Below are 24,247 nucleotides of genomic sequence, written 5' to 3'. Positions count from 1 at the left end.
CCTTTTCCATACCGATCACACACCTTTTTAGAGTAATATTATCAGTATGTCCAAGTTTAGGAGATTACTTGCGAGGACTTTAGAGTTTTTGCACCAGAACCCATCTTCTATAGATTGCTCCTTTGGACAAAAATGAGACTTCCATAATATCTTGGGTAGAAGTTTGACTAAATCCTTTTGTATTATTATTTTAAAGTTTTTGCGCCCGAATGACTTTTTAAATATTTTAAAAATTATTTTATAAAAACCTGTACTTTTTGGTCAGATTCTGTACTTTTGATTATAAATTAAAGATACGTTTCTATTAGCTTGGGGTTGAAAGCGCTTCAAAGGATGGTTTTTGAATTTTTTACTTAGCCTATATTCTTTTACTTACAGGCTATTTATATAGATTAGTAGTGAGAAAGGGGATATATCCATGTTCTTAAGAAAATTAGCAAAAAATCGCTTAATCACTATTGATTACTATCAGAGTGGATTTTTACAAACATGTAAGGGGCGAGTTTGCAACCTTGATTTACACCAACAAACAATTATTTTAATAAATGAACAGCAAAAGGTCTTCTCTATATTCTTATCTGATATTAAGGAAATCTATTAATGATTTTCTTTATCTATAGAGGAAAATAGGATTAAAGTTTCCTGAGATACTGTAAAATTGGCAATATATTCTTCTGTAAACAAAGTATTTAAATGAAGGTTCTGTAGCAAAAATTTGAAGACAAGTGAGGGGCAGTAGATCTACTGGTATCATGTGTTGATTTAGAAGGGAATACCAGGGCAGTCAAGTGCTTTTCTAAGAAGCGTTAATTATAAACTAAAGAGACTATATTCTAGAATAAAATATGAAAATGCTTATAATCGTTTTGTATTTTTTGATAATTCAGTTTATATTACTGTGCAAATAATAAAAAGAGACAAAAAGGATCTATATAAGTACAATTTAAAAATCCTGCATACGGAACAAGCATAATGGTACAGCCATATTTCTGGATAAAAACTATTTTGTTGCGGGACGAGCTAGAGCATCTACATGTAGATGCATCATGTCCTTCAAGATCTCTGCTGTACGGTTACATGTCATGGATATTCGTATAAACAAGGAAATATCATCTTCATAGGAAATTTTGTCTTTGTTGCATGTGTATATGAAACGAGGTTAGTTATGTCAGAAAATAAAGGTGATTTTATATAGATTAGTGGATATGAAATTTTGATATGAGGTGATGATATGGAACAATTGTTGGTGGATCTAGTTGGATCAACGAATGATTTTTTATGGTCTAAATTGTTAATTATTATGCTTGTTGTTTGCGGAATTTATTTCACATTTAAATCGAAATTTGTACAGTTTCGAATGCTAAAGGAAATGATCCGTGTGTTAATGGAAGGGAAGAATAGTTCTAAAGACCAAATTTCCCCGTTTCAAGCGTTCTGTATTGGTATGGCTGCTCGCGTTGGAACAGGAAATATCACAGGAATTGCAATTGCAATTGCACTAGGTGGTCCTGGAGCGGTATTCTGGATGTGGATTATTTCTATTATTAGTTCAGCATCCAGCTTTGTTGAAAGCACATTAGCGCAAATATATAAAGTAAAAGATAAAGCTGGTTTCCGCGGCGGTCCATCCTATTATATGGAAAAAGGATTGAACAAACGTTGGATGGGAGTATTATTCTCTATTTTAATTACGCTTACTTTCGGTCTTGTATTCAATTCTGTACAATCAAATACCGTTACAATTGCTTTTGAGAACTCATTCGGTACAGATCGTTTAACTGTAGGGATTATCATGGCAATTGCTTTCGCTGCGATTATCTTTGGTGGTGTACAGCGTATTGCAAAGATGGCAGAATACAAGGTGATGTTTCTAGCGGTGTTATACATTGGAGTTGCATTATTTGTTGTAGTTACCAACATAACAAAAATGCCGGAAGTTCTTTCTCTTATTGTTCAAAACGCATTTGGCTTTAAACAAATAGCAGGCGGTTCCATCGGCGCAGCACTCATGAATGGAGTTAAACGTGGTTTATTCTCAAATGAGGCTGGTATGGGAAGTGCGCCAAACGTTGCTGCAACGGCAACAACAAGCCATCCGGTGAAACAAGGACTTATTCAAGCATTTGGCGTATTAACGGATACACTGATTATTTGTACAAGCACAGCATTTATTATTTTACTTTCTGATGCATACAAACAATCAGAGCTAAATGGTATTGCACTTACACAAGCAGCATTAAGTGAACACATCGGTCCTTGGGCATCGGGCTGTCTTGCTATCTTTGTTTTCCTATTTGGATTTGGTGCGTTAATTGGTAACTATTATTATGGAGAAACAAATATTCGATTCTTACACACAAGTAAAGTATGGTTGATGGTATACCGAATAAGTGTGTTGGCTATGATTGTATTCGGTTCGGTTGCAAAAATCCAACTTGTATGGGATTTAGCGGATTTATTTATGGGCTTTATGGTTATTATAAATTTAATTGCTATTACCTTACTATCAAAAATAGCCTTTGCTGCGTTACAGGATTACATGAAACAGAAAAAAGCTGGTAAAGATCCTATTTTTTATAAAGGAAGCATCAAAGGGCTTGAAAATATTGAATGTTGGGAGCATCATCAGGATACTGCAACTTCAAAAAAGAAAAGTATGTAACAAAAAAGATATTCGGACTGTAATATGTCTGAATATCTTTCTTGGTTCTAGTGCAAATAAAATTGATTACAATAAAAAATTGTCGTAAATCAAGAGTTTTGAAACAGATTCTTTCTTAACTAACGGATGCAGGTTAGTAAAAGGAGTTAATATATTGCAACTATATTAAGATGTTGAAAAGAGAGACCTGAACAACAGCAAAAGGAATAGTATATTTCTTTAAAACGATTTCTCAAATATCATAGGTCTATCAAGTGAATATATGTTTAGCCGCGTAGATGGGTAGAATAAGAAAAAGATGACTGTTTTTGAGTTGACCATATTCAATTATTCTAGAGATTCATATAGCTTATAAATAGTAAGTTTATGGGATAGAAATCATAAATCTTGAATATACTATATCTTTAGAACATTACCTTACCTATCAATCTATAGAAAAAGGGAATAGCCTTGACAGTGTTTTTTCGCACTTTATTGTCTATTCTCTATTAAGAAAAATTCATACTGTACCAAATTAATAGGACGGGGGAACATAGTTAAATGATAAAGGAGTATAGAGTTCAGGTTGAGAGTCAAAAAAAAGCTTGCTTAGATCTAGATCAATGGGTAACTCATTATCGATCCTATGCTGCTAAAGGAAAAAGCGCCAGTTATATTCCCGCTTTGGAAAAGATAAATTTATCGCAATTAGGTATTTGTATAGTAGAGCCAAATGGAACAATGATAAAGTCAGGGGATTGGGAGGTACCTTTCACTCTGCAAAGTATATCAAAAGTAATTGGCTTTATAGCGGCTTGTTTAAACCGAGGTATATCTTATGTATTAGAGCGGGTTGATGTTGAACCAACTGGAGATGCCTTCAATTCGATCATTCGTTTAGAGATGCATAAACCAGGAAAGCCTTTTAATCCTATGATTAATGCTGGAGCGATTACGGTAGCTTCACTTCTACCAGGAACATCGGCACAAGAAAAATTAGAATCCCTTTACGCATTAATTGAAAAAATGATCGAGAAGCGTCCCACCATTAATGAAAAAGTGTTTCAATCTGAATGGCAAACAGCCCATCGAAATAGAGCCTTAGCATACTATTTAAAGGAGAATGGTTTTTTAGAATCGGATGTGGAGGAAGCATTAGAGGTTTACTTGAAACAATGTTCTATAGAAATAAATACAGAGGATATTGCCTTAATAGGGCTTATACTTGCACATGATGGATATCATCCTATTCGTAAAGAACAAGTCCTCCCTAAAGAGGTCGCTAGATTAACAAAAGCCTTAATGCTTACTTGTGGTATGTACAATGCTTCTGGCAAATTTGCTGCTTTCATCGGGTTACCAGCTAAAAGTGGGGTGTCCGGAGGGATTATGGCACTTGTCCCCTCAAGGTCCAGGAGGGATCTACCGTTTCAAGATGGATGTGGTATTGGTATTTATGGCCCAGCCATTGATGAATATGGGAATAGTTTACCAGGGGTTATGTTATTGGAACATATTGCACAAGAATGGGATTTAAGTATATTCTAAAAAGTATCATGGATGTTTTGGTGTCAGAGCGAATATAAAAATGTTCAGACCGTATAATGTGTCTGAACATTTTTGTGTTACAAAGTATCTTCCTGTTTTAAAGTAAAAGAATGTAAAGAATACTCACAACGCTTAATGCTTTCGTTTATATCTTATTTATCGTTTTTTGTAAAAAATAGAGTAAGTGTTGTATTAATGTTAATAGATTTGTATACTGACTGTTAGGCGAAAGTGAGAAGTGATTATTTTGAATCTTAGTAATTTAGTAAAAAAAGACATCTATATTCTGGTTTTGATGGTATTTACAGTACCCTTAGTAGGTGAAATAAAGTCTTTTCCCTTAAATGAAACATTTAGAATGAGCTTTGGTGCACCAACATTTTTCTTTTTTTTGTTATTATTTCGACGAATGCCAGCATTTTTGCCGGGTTTTTTAACAGCGATAGTGGTTGTAGTATTTCGTATCTTAATGGACGTCATCACAAAGGAAAATATAGATTGGATAGCTTCTTTCCATATCCACTATCCTAGTTTTTTCTTTTATTTTACTTATTCTTGTCTCTTTTACTTAGCGAAAGTCGAACGCTTTCATCATCAACCATTGATGATTGGGTTTATCGGTTGCATCATTGAAATATTATCAGACTGTGTGGAATTAATGATTCAATATTTCGTATTAAAGACAACCATCACACCAGAGGCAATAAATGAGATAATCGTTATCGCGTTTTCTCACAGTTTTATAGTTCTAAGCTTTTTCAATATGATGAAACTGTATGAAGCGCAGTCAAGGGAGAGACACATTAAAAAACAAAATGAACACATGCTTATGCTTATCTCCAATTTATATGAAGATGCTGTTCATTTAAAAAAAACGTTACAAGATGCTGAAAATATAACGAAAAAATCTTATGATTTATACAAAAGTTTAGACTCTTTAGAGAACAAACAGATGAACTTTCAGGTTGAGGATTTACGGCAGCAGGCATTGAAAATTGCTGGTGAAGTCCATGACGTTAAAAAAGATAACCAACGTATTTTTGCTGGACTTTCAAAGTTAATTTCTGATGAAAGTTTTACAGATTATATGTCTGTACATGAACTGGTAAACATCATTATACGAGCAAATGAGAAATACGCCCGGTTACTAGAGAAAGACATCCAATTTGTGTATAAGATTGATGGCGTGCATCCTCACTATCATATTTACACAATCTTATCAATTATAAACAATATTGTTGCAAACGCTGTAGAAGCTATCCAAGATATGGGAACCATCACAATTGACATTAATAAAGACCATCATTCCGTTGAATTTCGAATAGGAGATAACGGTCCCGGTATTTCTTCAAAGTATAAAGAGTCAATTTTTGAACCTGGGTTTACTTCTAAATATGATGATGTAGGTAACCCATCGACAGGTATCGGACTATCGTATGTAAAAGAAATGGTCGAACAACTTGAAGGTGATGTTACGTTTGAGGACAGAACCGAAGGAAAAGGATCGATTTTTATAATCAGATTAGGGATTGATCATATAATTTCGAAAGGGTGATTCTATGTATTTTTATATAGTAGATGATGAGAAAGCGGTTCGCTCAATGTTGGCTCACATTATCGAGGATGAGGATCTTGGAGAGGTTGTAGGAGAAGCTGAGGATGGTTCATTGTTAGATCAACAAATGCTAATCCTCAAAAATATAGACATTTTATTTATCGATTTGTTAATGCCGATTCAAGATGGAATAAAAACAATTCGTCAAATAAAACCACCGTTTAAAGGGAAAATCATCATGGTTTCTCAAGTAGAATCAAAAGAATTAATTGCTGAAGCGTATTCGCTTGGCGTTGAATACTATATTATTAAGCCGATTAACCGGATTGAAGTATTAACAGTCGTTCAGAAAGTCATTGAACGAATCCGATTGGAAAAATCGATAAAAAACATTCAAGAATCACTCAATATGGTACTTAAATTGGATAGTGATCAAAGTACGCAGGAAAAATACCGTAATGAAAAACATTTAAGTACTATCAATCATTTTCGAAATTCCATTCATTTTCTTCTATCCGAATTAGGGATAGCCAGTGAAAGCGGAAGTAAAGATTTAATGGACATGCTGGATTATTTATATAAATATGAACAAGATAAAACGTTTGAACAAGGGTTTCCCTCGCTAAAAGAAATTTTTGTGAATTTAGCTCAAAAAAGACTTGGAGAATCAACCGAAGAGGTCGAATTAAAAAGATCGATTGAAGCCTCCAAACAACGAATCCGGAGGGCAATTTACCAATCATTAAACCATTTAGCATCCCTTGGACTTACTGATTTTTTAAACCCGAAGTTCGAAAATTATGCTTCTAGATTTTTTGATTTTACTACCGTAAGGAGAAAGATGACAGAATTGAATAATGAGCCAACATTACCTACTCGTATCGATACGAAAAAATTTATTCAGGTTCTTTATTTTGAAGCAAAACGAATACACTTGGAATTGCAATGACGAACTCTTGCTAATTCTTAATCTCAAATGATGCATTTATCATTGTTTTCCATATATTTTAGCTTATATACTCTGCCTAAGAGAGTATACCTTTTCGTCCACTTTTACTTAATATGCAATTAAAAATCAGAAAATTCTGTGGCGTGTCTATAAAGATGTACTAACTTAAAGTAAGAAAGTATACATTTTCTATTTTTTAACATTAATATTCATTGATAAAACCATTGAATAAAAATAAATAATTATGCTAGAATAATTCAAATTGTAACTATTTTCGCACTTTATGTATCTCAGGAGGAAAAAAATGAATGCTTTTATTAGAAAAAAGTCCATTGATCATTTGCAAAAGGAAGGACTTAGAAGTACTGGACTAAATCGAGTGTTAGGATTATGGCAATTAACTGCAATTGGATTAGGAGGAATTATTGGGGTTGGAATTTTTGTTCTAACAGGAGTAGCTGCATCTCAGCATGCTGGTCCTGCAGTTATTTTATCTTTTATTATTGCTGGACTAGCTAGTGCAGCTGCTGCACTATGCTATGCTGAATTTGCTGGACTTATCCCCGTTTCTGGGAGTGCATATACTTATAGCTATGCTGTATTAGGAGAAGGAGTAGCATGGTTAATTGGGTGGGATCTGTTACTAGAATATATTTTAGTAGTGGGAGTAGTTGCTATTGGTTGGTCTGGATATATGCAAGAATTACTTCAACAAATCGGAATACATATTCCAATTTGGGCCCAAGGGGCTCCAGGTACAGGAGAAGGGCATCGAGTAGACTTAATTGCAGTTATTATAAGTCTAGCTATTGCTGGATTATTAACATTTGGTATGGAGTGGGGATCAAAATTCAACACATTGATGGTAATTATTAAGCTAAGTATTATCTTAGTGGTCATTGCTGTTGGAAGCTTCTACATTGATTCAGCAAATTGGCATCCTTTTATGCCTTTTGGTTTTAATGGCGTAATGAGTGGTGCTGCGCTTGTATTCTTTGCAGTATTTGGATATGATACGTTAACTACAGCAGCTGAAGAAGCCAAGAATCCACAACGTGATTTACCAAGAGCTGTAGTCATATCTTTAATAATTGCATTATGTCTGTATATTGGAATGTCTTTAGTGATTACAGGGATGGCACCCTATCATACATTGAATAATGCTGCACCGGTAGCTAAGATTTTCAGTGATGCAGGATTAAAATGGATTACTTTATTTATTTCTGCTGCAGCTATTACAGGTATACTTTCTGTTTTATTTTCATTCACACTTGCAGGTTCACGAGTTTGGTTTGCAATGAGTCGAGATGGATTATTACCAAAATGGTTTACAAAGGTACATCCTAAATATAAGACTCCACATCGTCCTACATTAATTATAGGTATAATTACAGCAATAATATCAGGATTTACCCCTATTAGTGAGGTAGCTGAATTGGTTAATATCGGAACATTATCAGCATTTATATTAATTTGTTCTTCTATCATTGTGTTAAGAAAGAAAAGACCAGATTTAGAAAGGAAATTTAAGACGCCTTTTGTTCCTGTAATTCCGTTGATTGGGATTTGTTTTTCATTATATCTTATCATCAGTCTTCCAGAAGTTACTTGGATTCGTTTTATAATCTGGATGCTTATTGGACTTGTTATATATATGTTATATGGAAAAAACAAAAGTAATTTGGCTAGAAATATAAACAAATAGTTAGTTGAATTAAAGAAAAAGGATGCTATCTAGCATCTTTTTTTCTTTGGCTCTGTTAATGTTTGTTGTTGATAATTGATTCACAGGAACTTACGTTCTACAATAGGTTTAACTATATAAAAGTTGGTGATGACCGTGAGAGCAACTGATATTCTTAAAGTCATTTAAAAATTAAATCCAGCAGAGAAACATCGACTACGAGAGTATTTAATTGATGCTCTTACTGCATCGTCCTCGACAGGAACTGTACTACAAGAAATATCTGAGCGTAAAAACAAGAGTGGCTATCATTGTCCTGATTGAGAGTCGGAGCATATTGTTCGGTTTGGTAAATATTCAACTATTGTTGATGGTGAAGAAGTTAAAAAACAACGTTATCGCTGTAAAGCGTGTAAAATGACATTTACTGACCTTACAAATACCGCTCTGTATCGAACACGTCGTCTTAACCAATGGATAAAATTTGTAGAATGTATGATAGAAGGATACTCACTTCGTAAGTCTGCTGAATTAGTTGGAAATGTATCTCATGTCACATTATGCTACTGGAGGCACAAACTTTTATCATCATTAAAACAAATGGATATATCGAGTTTCGAAGGTATCGTCGAAATGGACGATACCTATTTCCTGTACTCAGAAAAAGGACAAAGAAAGATTAAAGATAGAAAGCCCCCCAAACGTGGTGGTTCCGCAAAGAAACGTGGAATAAGCAACGAACAAGTATGTGTTTTAGTTGCAAGGGACCGTGATAAGTTGACTTTTTCGCAGACACTGGGAATGGGTAGATTAACAAAAGAGCAATTGGACAAAGCTATCGGACATAAACTTTCAAGTGAAAATGTTTTATGCACCGACTCTTGGCGTGCCTTTAAAACATATGCTACTGAAAAAGGTATGAATATTTATCAGTTCAAGTCTGATGGTAAGGTTCGCACAAAGGGTCTTTATCACATCCAGAGTAAGGTTCCAAATCATTTACGAAATCGACAATTAGAAGTGATTTGGATAAAGAACAATCAGGAAATCTTTAGTTTCAATCCAGATATATATAAGTCTAATCATAATAAGATCAAAGATGAAATTATTGAGGTTATGACCGAGAATAATAGTCTTGTTGGAGAAAGAGACACTATATTAGGGGGAGGAGCGAACGACCCTTTAAAGATTAAGTTGATGAAGCGAGATGTAGGATTGACGTATAAGACACTAGAGCCAGAGCTTAAAAGATTAGGGTTAGATGATAATTTAAGATATCTTGTAACAGTTGACCAATATATTTTAAAAGATATATACAATATGCAGCAAACTATAAAAATGTTATTCATGGTTACTAGTGGATTAATTGTCGGCATATTATTTTTGGTTACACAGAATATTATTGTGTATTTCAATAAAAATCAGCAGAAAATAGTGGTCCATCGCTTATTTGGCATAAGTTTTTTTAGAACGTATAGAGGATACATGTGGTGATTTGTATTGACGTGGGTCGTACAACTATCAATTTGCTTCATCGTAAAAAAAGAGTTTGATATGAAATTGTTTACGGCGGTGGCAATGCTTATTTTAATTGAATTTATCGCGTCTATTATCGCATTAATCACTATGGAGCGAAGAAAAAAACAACGGTCATTAAAGGAGGTTCATAGAAACGAATGCAGTATATATGTGAACTGATAGATGTTAGTAAAAGTTATGGCAATCATGCGGTTTTAGATGAGTTTAATTTGAAAATTTGTGAAGGGGAAATGGTTGCGATTACAGGGAAAAGTGGATCTGGTAAAACAACGATTCTTAATATTATGGGAATGCTTGAAAATCCAGATAGTGGAGTCGTTAAATTGTTTGGTGAAGAGAGTCCTAGTATGAGTTCTAGTAAAGCAAATAAGCTTCTGAGAACGAAAATGTCGTATCTTTTTCAAAATTACGCACTCATCGACAATGATACTGTAAATAAAAATTTAGAAATTCCCTTGATTTATGCAAAAAAACAAAGAAGGAAAAGAAAGAATTAAAAACAGTCGCCTTAGAAAAAGTTGGGCTGTGCGTATCATTACAGCAAAAAATACACGAGCTTTCAGGTGGTGAACAACAAAGAGTCGCCATAGCAAGGATACTCCTAAAGCCGTGCGAGTTAATATTGGCCGATGAACCAACAGGCTCTTTAGACGATAACAATAGAAATGAAATTATACAAATTTTAAAAAATCTAAATAAAGAGGGAAAAACAATTGTTATTTTCACCCATGATTCATATGTAGCACAAGTATGCAATAGAGTCATTGAAATATAATTTTTGCGGAAATGAGAATATTAAGGGGAGAGGAAAAGATGCATATACAACAATTCAATCAATACATTGAAGAACTATTTGGAGAACATTTACTATTAAACAAATTCCAGCATAAACTAATGTGAATTTTGTCACGCTAAGGAAACCTAACAACAGAAATGAGTATAAATTTTTCTCTAACTATTTGATTATAGCGAATATGACTTCGGTATAGTTGATAGATGAAAATTTATTAGTTTTCTTTATCGAATACAAAAAACTATAAAAAGGCCTTTGTGTAGCAATGGAACCAAATCGCGCAATAAGCATTTTATCAGACCTAAAATGTAAAAAGTCATGAAAAACAAAAGATGTCACATAATAGTTATGATTAAAATTAGATAATAATTTATAGGATAATTAGTCCATTATGAGGGCTAATTGTCCTTTTTATTTTTATAATCGAATGTATAAATAACGATTTAAAAATTGGTATTGATGTGAATTGTATACTACTTTTATATTTAGGAGAAATTCTTAACTATTAGCAAGGTAAACGTAAACAATTACCACCGCAGACTTAAAGCGTGGGTACAACGATTTAATGGGGTTGCAACCAAATATTTGGACAATTATCTTACTTGGTTTCAAGTATTAGAAAGTATTCAGCATCAGAGAAATGAAGTCACTATGAAAGACTTGATTATTAAAGGAAATCTAATACAAAATACAGAAACATATCATACACTTAGGTTATCTAAGTTCACGATATAAATTTTGTTTCTTATTCAACGGGCAGGTTAGTTGAAGAGTATTGTTTAACTTGTGTACAACAATCGGGCCATTTTGTGGAATAAAACTTTAATAGGAGATTAGATATTTTGTTAAAGTATATAGAAGATTGTGAGGGAATGTACTTAACTAACGTAAGCAGGATAAGAAGATGATGGTGAAATTTTTGTGTTAAGGGGGAGAGAAATGCCTTATTTAAGAACTAAAGACGGAATTAAAATATTTTATGAATCTTATGGTAAAGGGAGACCTCTTATTTTTATACATGGATTAGGTGCTTCTTCCTCGATGTATAAACCACAAGTAGAGTATTTTAAAAACTTTTTCGAAGTAATTTTAATAGATTTAAGAGGTAATGGAAATTCTGGAAAACTAGACTGTCACTTTGAAAGTGTTTTGGAAATGCAAACAAATGATATAAAGGAAATTTTAAACCTTTTAAAGATTGAAGCTGCAATATTTGTTGGAGTTTCGTATGGCGGTGTTTTAATTCAAAAGTTAGCCATTACTTATCCCGAAACTGTTAAGGCATTAGTAATAGTGGATAGTTTTTGTGACACGTCCATTGATTCCTTTCAAAAATTATTAGCTATGATTGGTGCTAACCAAACTTGGGTTATTAATTTCCCTAAAAAGTGGTTAGCCCAATTAACAAAAGCCTCGTATAAAAGATGGGCTTTGGCTAGCACAGAGATGGAAAGTGTAATGTTTAACATGAGAAAACATGAAGCTAAAATTCAAAGAAAAGCAATAAATAAAATTAAATTTAATAAACATTTATCGATTATAGAAGCTCCGACCCTTTGTTTGGTTGGAGACCATACTAAATTAGGTGTTCAGATGATGAAACAAGTAGCTAATTTAATAAAAAATTCAGAGATACAGGTTATTAATGATTCTTTTGACCCAAGTAACCTTTGTCAACCCCATGTTTTTAATAAGACAGTTCATAACTTTATATCGAAAGTACAATAATTATTTATTTGACTAACGTGTACGTTATTAGAAGAAAAAATAAGCCTATTTCATCTGTGTTTCAATTTTTTTTATTCCATTAAAGGGCGCGAGTTTAATAAGCGTCTCTTTTTCTTCTTCAACTAACGGGGGCGTTAGTTGAAGAAGAAAATAATTAAAAATAGAACTTCCACAAAATCGGAAGTTCTATTTTTTACGCTTATTATCAATATTGAACTTTAACAGAGCCTTTTCTTTAAGAGGTATCATTGCATACTTATATTTCTTTAATTTGAATGTGAGCATATAAATAAGGCAAAAGGAGATAATATCTAACAAATTGTAATAAAAAATCGTATTTTAGTACAGAAAGTCTTAGTGGTAACTAGCGTTCGGTACTGAATAAGCATAATGTCTCGCCGTTCTGTTTCTTAGTCTTATAGGGATTTTTTATTAAGCAAATACCAGGTTTCTCAGAATTTTACTCCTAGTAGAGTACATGTATAAGGTGATAAAAATGTGGAACATGATTGTTTCCTATCTTCCAGATTGGAAAGTTTTTGTACAAGCTTTTATCTTATTTTTAATTCCATATATTATCTCAAGATTTTTTCATTGGGTCCATATATCAGAGAAAGAGTGGTAAGAATGAGTTGGTGGAAATTAAAGGACAAACAGGTACAAAAAAATATCATTCAAAGCAAAGCTGAACAACAATATAAGCCTTCTCAAAGCGCAAACGTTCATTTTACGGGTGATTTTACCTTGACTTTAAAACTCATAAGGCAAGAAATCGGTCATAATTCTGATGTTCACTTTCGAGAGTTTAATATTGGGCGCACAAGCATTCGAGCTGCGATCATTTTTGCCGACGGGCTATCAGATAAAGAGCTAATCGATAAACATATTATGAAATCACTAATGGTTGATTTCTTCGACGAATATAAAAAGGATTCTTCTTATGTGGAGGAGACCGTTTCGAAAGAATTTATTAAAAATAAAGCTCTTTCCATTAGTGAAGTAACAGAAGTCTATCAAATAAAAGATTTGATATCAAAAGTATTGACAGGTTCGACAGCTCTTTTGATTGAAGGATTATTAGATGTGTTCATTCTTGGTACAACAAAAACAAACAAACGGAATATTGAAGAACCAGTATCAGAAGCATTAGTCAGAGGCCCACGGGTAGGTTTTACTGAATTTTTAAGTGATAATACCGCACTTTTGCGATGTCATGGTGAAAATGAGAACTTATCATTAATAAAGCTTCAAGTAGGAGAACGTGCAAAAAAAGAGCTAGTTATAGCCTACATCAAAGACCTTGCTAGTCCAGAATTAGTGGAAGAGGTAAAAACAAGAATTCTGAAAATCAATATAGATAATGTACCCGAATCTGGTTATATAGAACAACTTATTGAAGATAATTACCTCAGTCCTTTTCCACAAGCTCAGAATACAGAACGCCCCGATCGTGTTATTAGTGCCTTGATGGAAGGGCGGGTAGCGATTTTACTGGATGGAACTCCATTCGCGTTAATTGTTCCAGTTACATTTAGTATGCTGTTGCAATCACCAGAAGATTATTATGAACGTTGGATTCCAAGTACGCTTCTCCGCCTATTGCGTTTCTTTGCAGCTTTTGTTTCATTATTTACTCCTGCATTATATATTTCCTTTATTTCGTTTCATCCAGGATTAATTCCCACCAAGCTAGTTATCTCTATTATAGGAACACGGGAAGGAGTTCCTTTTCCTGCTCTTATAGAAGCGTTGATTATGGAAGTAGCCATCGAAATTTTACGGGAAGCTGGGTTACGTTTACCTAAACCGATTGGACCGGCAATGGGGATTGTGGGTGGACTAATTATTGGCCAGGCTGCCGTAGAAGCAGGGATTGTCAGTCCAATTATGGTAATCGTTGTAGCTGTGACAGCTATTTCTTCCTTTACTATCCCACAATACAGTGCAGGGATTACATTACGCATCCTTCGGTTTGTAGCCATGTTCTGTGCTGCCGTGTTTGGATTGTACGGAGTCATTCTCTTCTTCCTCTTACTTTGTAGCCATTTGGTGAAACTGAAAAGTTTTGGCGTTCCTTATACTAGTCCAGTTGTTCCTTTTCGATTAAGTGACTGGAAAGATTTTATGGTTCGCATGCCGCTAAGAATGATGAGACGGCGACCAAAGATGATGCATCCAAAAGATCCTACTCGCAAAGGGTAGCTTATGCCGAAAGGAAGTGACTCTCAATGATTACCAGAACAAAAGACCGAATTACGACATCGCAAGCAGTTGTTGTCGTCGTTAATTTTATTCTTGGAACAGGAATCCTCACCCTGCCCAGAGCATCTGTGGAAAAAGCGAAAACACCAGATGTATGGATAAGTGTGATTTTAGGCGGGATAATAGCGATGGTTATAGGGGTCATCATCGTCAAATTAAGTCAGCAGTTTCCCCAAAAAACATTTTATCAATACAGCCAAGAACTTGTAGGGAAATGGATAGGAAGCTTAATTAGCTTACTTGTTGTATGTTATTTTCTTGCAACTTCTGGGTTTCAAATCCGCTCAATGGCAGAAGTAACTAGCTTATTTTTACTGGAGGGAACTCCTATATGGGCCGTTATTATGCCTTTTATGTGGATAGGTCTCTATTTAATTATGGGTGGCATCAACTCAATTGCCAGGATGTTTGAAATCATATTCCCTATTACGATTTTTATTTTTTTACTTATTTCCTTGATGAGTGTTGGAATATTTGAGATAGATAATCTCCGCCCCGTATTAGGCTTAGGATTCACGCCAGTGTTAAATGGATTAAAGACAACGACTCTCGCATATACAGGTCCTGAAATTATGTTAATTCTTTTGGTGTATATGGAACAACCAAACAAAGCAATAAAAGTCATTCTAACTGGTATTTCTATTCCGTTAATCTTTTACGTAATAACTGTCGTAATGGTAATTGGTGCATTATCTGTCGATGGAGTTGTAACGAGAACATGGCCGACCATTGATCTCATGCGCAGTTTTGAAATTCCCGGTTTGATATTTGAACGTTTTGAGTCGTTATTGCTCGTAATATGGATTATGCAAATATTTGCTACCTATACAATCTGTTACTATGCTGCTGCTTTGGGATTGGCGCAACTCTTCAAAAAGAGCATTCATCCCTTTATGTTTGGTTTATTGCCGATTATTTACATTATTGCTATGGCTTCAAAAAATATAAATGATCTACTTACATTCGGGGATATAATCGGCAATGCTGCATGTTTTTTATTTGGTTTACTACCACTTCTACTTCTTATTGTCACGCGATTAAAGGGGGGACCGCATGAAGAAAAAACTTAATTATGGACGCTTCCTTTTGCCCTTGTTGTCGATGCTTGTGCTCCTGTTTCTGACAGGATGCTGGAGTAGTAAAGAAATTGAAGAGTTTAGTTTAGTTTTAGCTGTGGCATTGGATAAAGGGAAGGAGTCAACAATTGAGAAAGAGATTAAGGACCGAGGAGGAGGATATCCTAAAAGAAACCTTATAACATCTACTTATCAAATTGCAAGCCAACAAACGGGGAGTAAAGGAGACGGGGCACAACAAAAACGTTATGTTAATATTTCTGAAACTGGAGATTCTATTCATCAAATGATCCGTGAATTTTCATTAAGAAGAGATCGTCCTTTGTTCGCTTCACATTTAAAAGTGATTGTTATTAGCGAGAATCTTGTACGCACATATAGTTTAGAACAATTACTTGAGCAGTATCTCCGTGAAAATGAGAGCAGACTTAGCTGTCTTGTGTTAATCAGTAAGGGGCGAGCTAGTGAGACGCTGGAATCAAAGGAAATAGGAGAAATTCCAGCGTTTCATTTGATTGGGATTGGAGATAATCAATATAGAACAACAAGGATTTTACCTCCTGTATCACTCGCTAAATTAGAAGGCAAGATGCAATCAGGTTCCAGTTTTCTTTTACAAAATGTGATTTCAACAAATGGAGAAATAAAATTTGCAGGAGCTGCCGCAATTAAAGGAAAAACAAATAAGCTGCGTGGTTTTTTAAATGAAGAGGAATTAGAAGGGTTAATATGGATAAACGGAAAAAGGAAAGGTGGTGTGGTAAAAGCTTTTGATAAAAAAACAGGGCAACCCATTATTTACGAGATAAAGTCAATAAAAAGCAAAATCACACCGCATGTTAACGGAAATACTATTTCTTTTGATGTGAACATTGAATCAGTAGGAAGACTATCTGAAAATTGGACGCGCTCAGGAAAAGCTGTTAAAAATGAATTTTTAAAAAGGACAGAAAAAGCTGTTGAGCAAGAAGTAACACGTTTAGTAAATCATGTAACAGAAAAAATGCAAAAAAAATATCAAGTCGACGTGGCAGGATTTGGAAATCGATTAAGAATTAAAAACCCGAAAACATGGAAGAAAGTCAAAAAAGATTGGGATCGAACCTTTAGTAAGGTTCTGATTAAATATCATGTGAATGTAACCATCGAAGATTATGGAGCGTCAAATTTTAAAAAGTGAGACGCATTATTCCATAATAACAGATTTTCTTTTACAGATGTTACGAACGAGAAAGCCCACTACGGTGCGCCAGCGCCCCCTTTAGGGGTGGGAGTGTCAATAAACTCAGTATCTGTACATAAAGCATGATAATCGGATGATAAAACGCGTGTTCAAGCAAGTGCTTGGTTGGACGTTCAATGGAAAGTCGATATTGTTGTATTAGATGAATATATAGAGTTTGTAAAATTGAGGTTAGTATCGCTGTTGAAAACCAAAAAAGTAGAGCGCTTCCTGATCGATTTGGATTTGTAGAGGAAGGTAAAATAAGACAAGCAAAGTGACTATATGACCATTATGTAGACCACGTTATTTATGGACTTTTAGCTGCGGAATGGAAATGAATATTTAAGTAACTGAGATTTGAGTTTAAAAACAAAAAATAATACGATGAAAAACGCTTGGAGATTTCCAAGCGTTTTTATGTGCTAAATATACTGCTAATTCTAATACTACTTGTATTGTTTTTTGGAATGGAAAATTTATTGCTAATTTAAATTTTCTCCACATTATCTGAACTACTTACGTCAAAGAGCATACCTTTTTTTATCACAAACATTTATTTATTCGTATCAGTATCAAACTTTTCCAGTACTTTTAATAAAATAGTTAAAATGATTGTAGATACAATCGCTACAATTAAGAATGGAACAAAAATTAAACAAGAGGGAATTTATATTTTCCCCTCTGCTCCTTATTCTCTAATCTGTCCGTTTCCATGAATCACATATTTGGTGGAAGTCAATGCCTTGAGACCCATTGGTCCTCGCGCATGTAGCTTTTGCGTGCTGATGCCGATTTCAGCGCCAAATCCAAATTCGAATCCATCAGTAAAGCGAGTTGAAGCATTATGATATAACACCGCAGCATCGACGTAAGTAAAAAATTTACTGACATTTTCCTCGTTTTTTGTAATAATTGCTTCGGAATGCCTAGAGCTGTATACATTAATATGATGAATCGCTTCTTCAATGGAGGAAACGATTTTGACTGCCAGCGTAAGAGATAAGAACTCCGTTTCCCAATCTTTTTCTGAAGCAAGAATAAGAGAAGAATCAATTACTAATGCTTTCTTATCCCCACGAAGTTCCACTCCTTTTTCCTTCAAGAGGGAAAACAATTCGATACCATAACGCTGTGCCCAATTCTTATGGAGCACAATTGTTTCAATAGTATTGCATACAGACGGGCGTTGTGTTTTGGCATTTATAATAATATCGAATGCCATTTGTTTATCCGCTGTTTCATCGATAAAAATGTGACAATTTCCCGCACCTGTTTCTAATACAGGTACAGACGCTTCTCTTACTACTGTGTCAATTAATTGTTTACCTCCTCTTGGAATAAGAACATCCAAGTACTCGTTCAATGTAAACAGCTGCTTTGCACTTTCTCGTGAGGTATCTTCAATGAGCTGTATGCTGTCTGGGGACAGGCTTGTTTGTTCGAGTGCTCGGTGAATCACTGCAACAATAGCTTTGTTAGAATAAGTAGCAGAAGAGCTGCCACGTAGAATCACCGCGTTACCCGTTTTTAAGCAAAGTGTAGCAGCATCCACCGTTACGTTTGGTCGCGCTTCGTAAATTATCCCCACAACGCCAAGTGGCACACGCACCTCCTGAATAGACAATCCGTTTGGTCGTTCCCATGCTACCACGCATTCTCCGACAGGGTCACTTAAATCTATCAGTTGTCGGATGCCACCTGCCATGTCAATTATACGTTGTTCGTTGAGCATAAGGCGGTCGAGAAGGGAATTAGAAACTCCTTTCGCTTTTCCTTGTTCCATATCTCGTTTGTTTTCCTCTAAAATGTAGGAGGTTTCCATTATCAATTGATCAGCGATAGCTGCCAAAGCTTTATTTTTTTGATCTGTAGATTTAGCTACAAGTTCTCCCGCGGCAGCCTTTGCTTTTTGTGCTTTTACCAATACCTCATTCATTTCCGTTTCCCCCTTTTAAAGACCAAAAATATCAAATTTGAGACGTGTCTAACTCCCACAAGTAAATGCCATCATCCAAGACTCTCCTACAAATCAAGCTTCTAAGTGTTTAAACATATACACTACAGATTTAACGTGAAAATTCAAAAATTATATTTTAAAGTGGAGGGCCTAGGATTTTATGATTAAAGGGAATACCCCATATTTCTTAAAATGAAACCCAATTGTCCCTATGAATAACCTCATAGCTCTGCCTTATTTCACGCGCTTGGATCTCACAGCTTTGCATACCTTTTAATTCCCTCAATTCTTTTGCACTATATTTACACAGACCTTTGCCGATCACACGTTTTTTTTCCGTGATGACTTCCACAACCTCATTGGCCTGAAAGTTTCCAAATACATCGGTAACACCGGCAGGTAGAAGACTTTTTCTATGCTGGATAATGGCAGTGGCGGCACCAGCATCTACTTCGATTTGTCCGTTTACAGGAGAATGCAGTGCAATCCATTGTTTGTTCATCTTAATTCCTTTTTGCGGTGCATTGCCAATATATGTTCCGTCACCTTTTCCTTTCAACACATCCAAAAACTTCTCTTGTCCGCGTCCTGTTCCAATGAATACGCTAACTCCGAGAGAGAGGGCTGTCTTCGCTGCCTCAATTTTTGATTTCATGCCGCCTGTTCCAAGATTTGAGCCGACCTCTCCGGCATAGGAGGCAATTTCTTCTGTAACATTAGGGAGATAATAGTACTTTTTCGCATCAGGATTTTTATGAGGATTCTGATCGTACAAACCATTCACATCCGTAAAAATCATGAGCATGTCTGCTGAAACAAGGCCACTTACTAAAGCTGACAGCATGTCGTTATCACCAAATGTCAGCTCCTCCACAGAAACAGAATCGTTTTCATTGATAATAGGCAAAGCAGAATGCTCCAACAACTCTGTTAAAGTTGCATAGGCGTTACTGTATTGTTCTTTTCTGGAAAAATCACTTCTCGTTAGCAAAAGCTGTGCGGTAACAATCCCATATTTTCGAAATTTCTCTGTATAAGCTTGCATCAAAAGGCTTTGTCCAACAGCCGCAGCAGCCTGCTTGCCTTTTGTCGTCACTGGTCGACTAGGATATCCGAGAATGGAGAAGCCCGCGGCAACAGCCCCAGATGTAATTAACACAACTTCATGTCCTTTCTGTTTTAACTGTACCAAGGCTTCAACATGATCTGAAACCTGTTCGTCAGAGATGCCACCATGTTTCGCAGCTAAAGAACTGCTTCCAATTTTGACTACAATTCTCTGCTTTTTCACTTCTACAACACCTCAGTTAAATGAAAATTTTTTAAAATTGTGTACTTCTTTTTTTGCATGAAAAGAAAATCCACCTTTACCAAGCGCCATTTATAGCAAAAACTCTGCATTAAAAGCTAAATTGGTGCTAAATAGTCAAATAAAAAAGACCGCTTCATCCTAAAAAAGGACGAAACAGTCATTGTTCCGCGGTACCACCTTCATTGATATAATTCATATCCGCTTTCCACCTGTAACGCAGGCATACGCCTAAACTTTCGTTTAAGACTCAGGGATAGGTTCCATAATTTCTTTACGAGGAATCTTTCAGCCTATGAATTCCAATCTCTTGCGCAAGAAAAATTATGTACTAGTTCCCGTCAATGATTTTTATTTTGAGTTTTATGAATTTTACAATATAAGTTATTGTAATGTCAACAAATTTTTTTTGAGATAAGAAGGGTTATATATTTTATTTTTAGCTTTTTCATCGAAAGATGTCTCAGGCTTCTAAACAGATAGACAACTGAGTTAAAGAAGCCGTAGCGACATTCTGACTCATCCAAACACATAAAGCGACTAAATCTTGGGCACAGTTGTAGCTTTAAAATAAAGTTTGATCACAAACATTCCAAGGGAAAAAGTCTTTCCAAAATCAAGTGAATTGTATCCACGAACTGTTTAAATTAATAGTATTAAGTAGCATTCCGTTAGGAATCGTATTAGTTTTTCAAAACTTACATTATATTTGCACCAGAACCTTAGTTACAAAAATTTTAATTTAAAAATTTTTGTAACTTTTTGTTTTTTTCTGTTACTTATATCATAAATTAAAGAAATAATTTTATTAAAAGTTTGTTCTTTCTTCATTATATGCATCGCTTCTACTCCATAAAGTAAATAACAGCAGTTAATAAGGGCGTTTTTATTTTGCGTTAGGGGGGAAAGGGGTATCGCCATATGCCCTTTACTATTTAAAATGGGAGGAAGTTTTGAAGTGCAAACGAGTGCAGTGAAAATAGAGGAAATCTATCAGGAATTATTAGACGGTAAAAGAAGTAGGTTCCCAGCTAATACATGGAAAGAGGATGATAATAGAGAGCTAGCTAGAAGAGTAACAAAATATTTAATTGAAACAATCTTAAAGTGGAATGAAGAGGATATTAAACAAAAATGGAATACGCCTTTAATTGTAAAATATCGATTACTTGGTGCACTCAAACATAGTTATGATAATAGTCCCTATAAAATGATTGAAGACTTATATCCCAATAGATTTAAAGAGTGGGAATTTGGTATGGCACCTTTAAATTTTTGGACTAAAGAAAAAGCTCTTGAAGTATTAAAATGGACTATTGAAGAAAAAGAACAGCTAAGAGAGGTAGAATTACTAAAGGTTTATGGGAAAAAATGGTTAAAAGAAAATAAACTCAGTGCTCCATTAGTTATGTACTGGAATGGTAGCCCTTATGCAATGATAAACTCTTTATACCCTAATAAATTTAAAGAATGGGAATTTAGCATGACTCCTAACAAGTTTTGGACCAAAGATAAGGCATTAGCAGCACTAAGATGGACTATTGAAGAGAAAGAAAAATTAACTCCCGCTCAATTATTACAAGTTTACAGTGTAAAATGGCTAACTAATCATAAATTAATCTCTCCTTGTCAGATATTATGGGAGAACAGCCCGTACTCTATGCTAAATGATTTATATCCTGATCAAAATAAAGAATGGGAATTTAAGTTTACACCTACCGGATTTTGGACTGAAAAAAAAGCATTAGAGGCGCTGAAATGGACTATTGAAAAAAAGGAAAAACTAACAGAGGAGCAATTACTATCTACTTACACACAAAGGTGGTTAATAAAACATAAATTATGGACGCCATTAAGAAGATATTGGAATGGTAGTCCATACGAGATGTTAAATGCTCTATATCCAAATCGTTATTCAAAAAATATGTTAAAAGGTTATAAAAATAAATAATGATTTTTAATATATAGAACGAGCAAAAAACATCGCCATTAACCTAACGAAATTAAACACCATAAAAATGAATAATTTGAATCTTTTAATGAGAATTAAATAAGAAATATTTATAAATTTCAAAACGTTAGTTAATGTCTTTTTTTGTAGTTATTAATATAAACTGAAGTTTAATTTTTAGAATAACATGAAATACCTTAAAAATAAATAATGATTATATTCGTATTCTCACGTATCGTCATAAACTATCGAGTTTAAGATAGAGATAGAATTTATAAAAAAGTTGATTTTAAAAAATCATAACTTAATAATAGGAAAATCAAATTATAGGAGAGAAATTATATGTCACCTTTACGCGATGAAGCATTAAAAATGCATAAAGAAAAGCAGGGGAAAATCGGTGTTTATTCTAAAGTTAAAGTACTAAATTCGAAAGATTTAAGTCTCGCTTACTCACCAGGCGTTGCGGAACCTTGCCTAGATATTTATAAAGATGAAAGTAAAGTATATGATTATACAATGAAAGGTAATCTCGTTGGAGTTATATCCGATGGAACAGCAGTACTAGGACTTGGGAATATTGGGCCTAAAGCTGCTATACCAGTAATGGAGGGGAAAGCTTTGCTCTTCAAATTATTTGCTGACATTGATGCTTTTCCTATTTGCTTAGACACCAATAATCCAGATAAGATTGTTGAGGCTGTTAAATTATTAGAACCAAATTTTGGGGGTATAAATTTAGAAGACATTGCAGCACCTCAATGCTTTGAAATTGAAGAGCGCTTGCGAAGGTCCTGTGATATTCCTATTTTTCATGATGATCAACACGGTACAGCTATTGTAACTATTGCTGGCCTAATTAATGCTCTTAAGTTAGCAAATAAAAAAATTGAAGATGTGCAAATCGTTGTAAATGGTGCTGGTGCTGCTGGGATAGCTATTGTTAAGCTGTTACTTCATATGCATGTTAAAAATGTTATTTTGTGTGACACAAAAGGGATTATATATGAGGAGCGACCTGTTGGAATGAATACACTCAAAGAAGAAATAGCTCGTATTACCAACATAGAACAGAAGCAGGGGACATTAGCAGACGCTCTTAGTGGTGCTGATGTATTTATTGGGGTATCAGCTGCAGGTGTAGTTGATGAGAAAATGATTTGTTCTATGAATCATGATCCTATTATTTTTGCTATGGCTAACCCTACACCTGAAATTATGCCTAATAAAGCAAAATTGGCTGGAGCACTAGTAGTTGGTACAGGTCGTTCTGATTTTCCTAATCAGGTAAATAATGTATTAGCATTCCCTGGAGTTTTTCGTGGAGCTTTAGATGTACAAGCAAAAGAAATTAATGAAGAAATGAAGCTAGCAGCTGTTTATGCAATAGCTCAGTTAATTTCAGAAGAAGAACTTCATGTAAACTATGTCATTCCAGATCCGTTTGATCCTAGGGTGGTGCCGCATGTAGCATATGCTGTTGCGCGTGCTGCAATGGAAACAGGTGTTTCAAGAAAAAATATCAGTATAGCTGAAATTAAAAACAATCTATTAAGATTAGCAGAAGAAACAATTGTATTTAAATAAGTATTTGTCTTGAGAAAAGAAAATGTTATGGTGCAAAGATTGCATGTATTTGAAACAGGCTATCCCGACTGAGATAGCCTGTTATATTTTAAAAATTTTTTAATTGTTGAAACTTTAATTGTATAGAAAGTAACTTAATTTTGTTATTTCTTGCTCAATACTGTTACACACCTTTGTATTTTTCCTAAACATATGATTAAAAAAGATTGACTTATGCCACTAGATTGCTCCTTTAGTTAAACAAAGAATCCAGTATATTCTATACATTGAGTTAACATAATTATAATTATATAACTAAGGGCTGCCTTGCTAGGCAACTATATATATCTTGTATATCAAATGATCTGATATGTCGATAAGAGTAATAGTCCCGTTAATTTCTATGTAGTTAATATTTCTATCTATAGTGTCAGTATATTCGAAGTTGAGAGATTCAATGCAGT

General features: G+C 34.5%; 16 protein-coding genes, 4 pseudogenes and 1 other annotated feature. Of the genes and pseudogenes, 18 read left to right on the top strand and 2 right to left on the bottom strand.

The annotated features are described in order from the left end of the window. Positions 1–418: 418 nt before the first annotated feature. The 16 genes and pseudogenes from AZF08_RS16015 to AZF08_RS32170 form a co-directional block, all read left to right on the top strand. Complete coding sequence (locus AZF08_RS16015) at positions 419–601, top strand: YolD-like family protein (protein ID WP_033677712.1); 183 nt, start codon at positions 419–421, stop codon at positions 599–601. A 630-nt stretch (positions 602–1,231) separates the two neighbouring features. Continuing rightward, the gene (locus AZF08_RS16010; protein WP_033677709.1) at positions 1,232–2,662 is read left to right on the top strand and encodes an alanine/glycine:cation symporter family protein; all 1,431 of its coding nucleotides are present in this window, start codon (positions 1,232–1,234) and stop codon (positions 2,660–2,662) included. 540 nt (positions 2,663–3,202) lie between these two features. Then, positions 3,203–4,189: a glutaminase gene (locus AZF08_RS16005; protein WP_033677707.1), complete on the top strand. Its 987-nt coding sequence runs from the start codon at positions 3,203–3,205 to the stop codon at positions 4,187–4,189. A gap of 238 nt (positions 4,190–4,427) precedes the next feature. Beyond that, entirely contained in the window at positions 4,428–5,744 is a 1,317-nt protein-coding gene (locus AZF08_RS16000) for a sensor histidine kinase (RefSeq protein ID WP_033677705.1), read from the top strand. Between the two features lie 4 nt (positions 5,745–5,748). Next, positions 5,749–6,693: a response regulator gene (locus tag AZF08_RS15995; RefSeq protein ID WP_033677703.1), complete on the top strand. Its 945-nt coding sequence runs from the start codon at positions 5,749–5,751 to the stop codon at positions 6,691–6,693. A gap of 304 nt (positions 6,694–6,997) precedes the next feature. Beyond that, positions 6,998–8,398, top strand: a complete 1,401-nt coding sequence (locus tag AZF08_RS15990) for an amino acid permease (protein WP_033677701.1) — start codon at positions 6,998–7,000, stop codon at positions 8,396–8,398. Positions 8,399–8,527: 129 nt separating this feature from the next. Beyond that, positions 8,528–9,382: pseudogene (locus tag AZF08_RS28790) on the top strand (IS1595 family transposase); the annotation flags it as partial. 111 nt (positions 9,383–9,493) lie between these two features. Further along, a complete protein-coding gene (locus tag AZF08_RS32005) occupies positions 9,494–9,871 on the top strand; it encodes a DUF1430 domain-containing protein (protein WP_321141623.1) in 378 nt (125 codons plus the stop codon). Positions 9,872–9,877: 6 nt separating this feature from the next. After that, a complete protein-coding gene (locus tag AZF08_RS30800; protein ID WP_162177854.1) occupies positions 9,878–10,075 on the top strand; it encodes a hypothetical protein in 198 nt (65 codons plus the stop codon). After that, a pseudogene (locus AZF08_RS15980) lies at positions 10,054–10,691 on the top strand (ABC transporter ATP-binding protein). Before AZF08_RS30800 ends, AZF08_RS15980 begins: the two are co-directional and overlap by 22 nt. 534 nt (positions 10,692–11,225) lie before the next feature. Next, a pseudogene (locus AZF08_RS29955) lies at positions 11,226–11,444 on the top strand (IS1595 family transposase); the annotation flags it as partial. Between the two features lie 204 nt (positions 11,445–11,648). Continuing rightward, positions 11,649–12,437 carry an alpha/beta fold hydrolase gene (locus tag AZF08_RS15975; RefSeq protein ID WP_051725919.1) on the top strand — a complete coding sequence of 263 codons (789 nt, stop codon included), beginning with the start codon at positions 11,649–11,651 and terminating at the stop codon, positions 12,435–12,437. Positions 12,438–13,064: 627 nt separating this feature from the next. Beyond that, on the top strand, positions 13,065–14,639 hold the full coding sequence (locus AZF08_RS15970) for a spore germination protein (protein WP_033677699.1): 1,575 nt from the start codon (positions 13,065–13,067) through the stop codon (positions 14,637–14,639). 26 nt (positions 14,640–14,665) lie between these two features. Further along, entirely contained in the window at positions 14,666–15,769 is a 1,104-nt protein-coding gene (locus AZF08_RS15965) for a spore germination protein (protein WP_033677697.1), read from the top strand. Continuing rightward, positions 15,753–16,955 carry a Ger(x)C family spore germination protein gene (locus AZF08_RS15960; RefSeq protein WP_033677695.1) on the top strand — a complete coding sequence of 401 codons (1,203 nt, stop codon included), beginning with the start codon at positions 15,753–15,755 and terminating at the stop codon, positions 16,953–16,955. The genes AZF08_RS15965 and AZF08_RS15960 overlap by 17 nt, the downstream gene beginning before the upstream one ends. A gap of 236 nt (positions 16,956–17,191) precedes the next feature. Beyond that, a pseudogene (locus tag AZF08_RS32170) lies at positions 17,192–17,278 on the top strand (GNAT family N-acetyltransferase); the annotation flags it as partial. Positions 17,279–17,688: 410 nt separating this feature from the next. Here the strand turns inward: AZF08_RS32170 and AZF08_RS15955 are convergent. After that, complete coding sequence (locus AZF08_RS15955) at positions 17,689–18,936, bottom strand: glutamate-5-semialdehyde dehydrogenase (protein ID WP_033677693.1); 1,248 nt, start codon at positions 18,934–18,936, stop codon at positions 17,689–17,691. 208 nt (positions 18,937–19,144) lie between these two features. After that, positions 19,145–20,248: a glutamate 5-kinase gene (proB, locus tag AZF08_RS15950; RefSeq protein WP_033677691.1), complete on the bottom strand. Its 1,104-nt coding sequence runs from the start codon at positions 20,246–20,248 to the stop codon at positions 19,145–19,147. 162 nt (positions 20,249–20,410) lie between these two features. After that, positions 20,411–20,620 (bottom strand) — a binding site (T-box leader). Positions 20,621–21,224: 604 nt separating this feature from the next. On the opposite strand from proB, the gene AZF08_RS15945 reads away from it, so the two are divergent. Both AZF08_RS15945 and AZF08_RS15940 read left to right on the top strand, forming a co-directional pair. Next, positions 21,225–22,217, top strand: coding sequence for a DUF4046 domain-containing protein (locus AZF08_RS15945; protein WP_033677690.1), 993 nt, complete (start codon positions 21,225–21,227; stop codon positions 22,215–22,217). Between the two features lie 342 nt (positions 22,218–22,559). Beyond that, positions 22,560–23,804: an NAD(P)-dependent malic enzyme gene (locus AZF08_RS15940; RefSeq protein WP_033677689.1), complete on the top strand. Its 1,245-nt coding sequence runs from the start codon at positions 22,560–22,562 to the stop codon at positions 23,802–23,804. Positions 23,805–24,247: the final 443 nt, after the last annotated feature.

This window comes from Bacillus gaemokensis (assembly GCF_001590835.1).
Classification (GTDB): domain Bacteria; phylum Bacillota; class Bacilli; order Bacillales; family Bacillaceae_G; genus Bacillus_A; species Bacillus_A gaemokensis.
The sequence above is the reverse complement of the archived record's forward strand: the minus strand, read 5'-3'. Positions and strand labels throughout refer to the sequence as shown.

What these genes read in the sequence shown, in the direction of transcription:
- AZF08_RS16015 (WP_033677712.1), top strand. Translation starts at nt 419, where the DNA reads ATGTTCTTAAGAAAATTAGCAAAAAATCGCTTAATCACTATTGATTAC.
- AZF08_RS16010 (WP_033677709.1), top strand. Translation starts at nt 1,232, where the DNA reads ATGGAACAATTGTTGGTGGATCTAGTTGGATCAACGAATGATTTTTTA.
- AZF08_RS16005 (WP_033677707.1), top strand. Translation starts at nt 3,203, where the DNA reads ATGATAAAGGAGTATAGAGTTCAGGTTGAGAGTCAAAAAAAAGCTTGC.
- AZF08_RS15995 (WP_033677703.1), top strand. Translation starts at nt 5,749, where the DNA reads ATGTATTTTTATATAGTAGATGATGAGAAAGCGGTTCGCTCAATGTTG.
- AZF08_RS15990 (WP_033677701.1), top strand. Translation starts at nt 6,998, where the DNA reads ATGAATGCTTTTATTAGAAAAAAGTCCATTGATCATTTGCAAAAGGAA.
- AZF08_RS32005 (WP_321141623.1), top strand. Translation starts at nt 9,494, where the DNA reads ATGACCGAGAATAATAGTCTTGTTGGAGAAAGAGACACTATATTAGGG.
- AZF08_RS15975 (WP_051725919.1), top strand. Translation starts at nt 11,649, where the DNA reads ATGCCTTATTTAAGAACTAAAGACGGAATTAAAATATTTTATGAATCT.
- AZF08_RS15970 (WP_033677699.1), top strand. Translation starts at nt 13,065, where the DNA reads ATGAGTTGGTGGAAATTAAAGGACAAACAGGTACAAAAAAATATCATT.
- AZF08_RS15965 (WP_033677697.1), top strand. Translation starts at nt 14,666, where the DNA reads ATGATTACCAGAACAAAAGACCGAATTACGACATCGCAAGCAGTTGTT.
- AZF08_RS15960 (WP_033677695.1), top strand. Translation starts at nt 15,753, where the DNA reads ATGAAGAAAAAACTTAATTATGGACGCTTCCTTTTGCCCTTGTTGTCG.
- AZF08_RS15955 (WP_033677693.1), bottom strand. Translation starts at nt 18,936, where the DNA reads ATGAATGAGGTATTGGTAAAAGCACAAAAAGCAAAGGCTGCCGCGGGA.
- AZF08_RS15940 (WP_033677689.1), top strand. Translation starts at nt 22,560, where the DNA reads ATGTCACCTTTACGCGATGAAGCATTAAAAATGCATAAAGAAAAGCAG.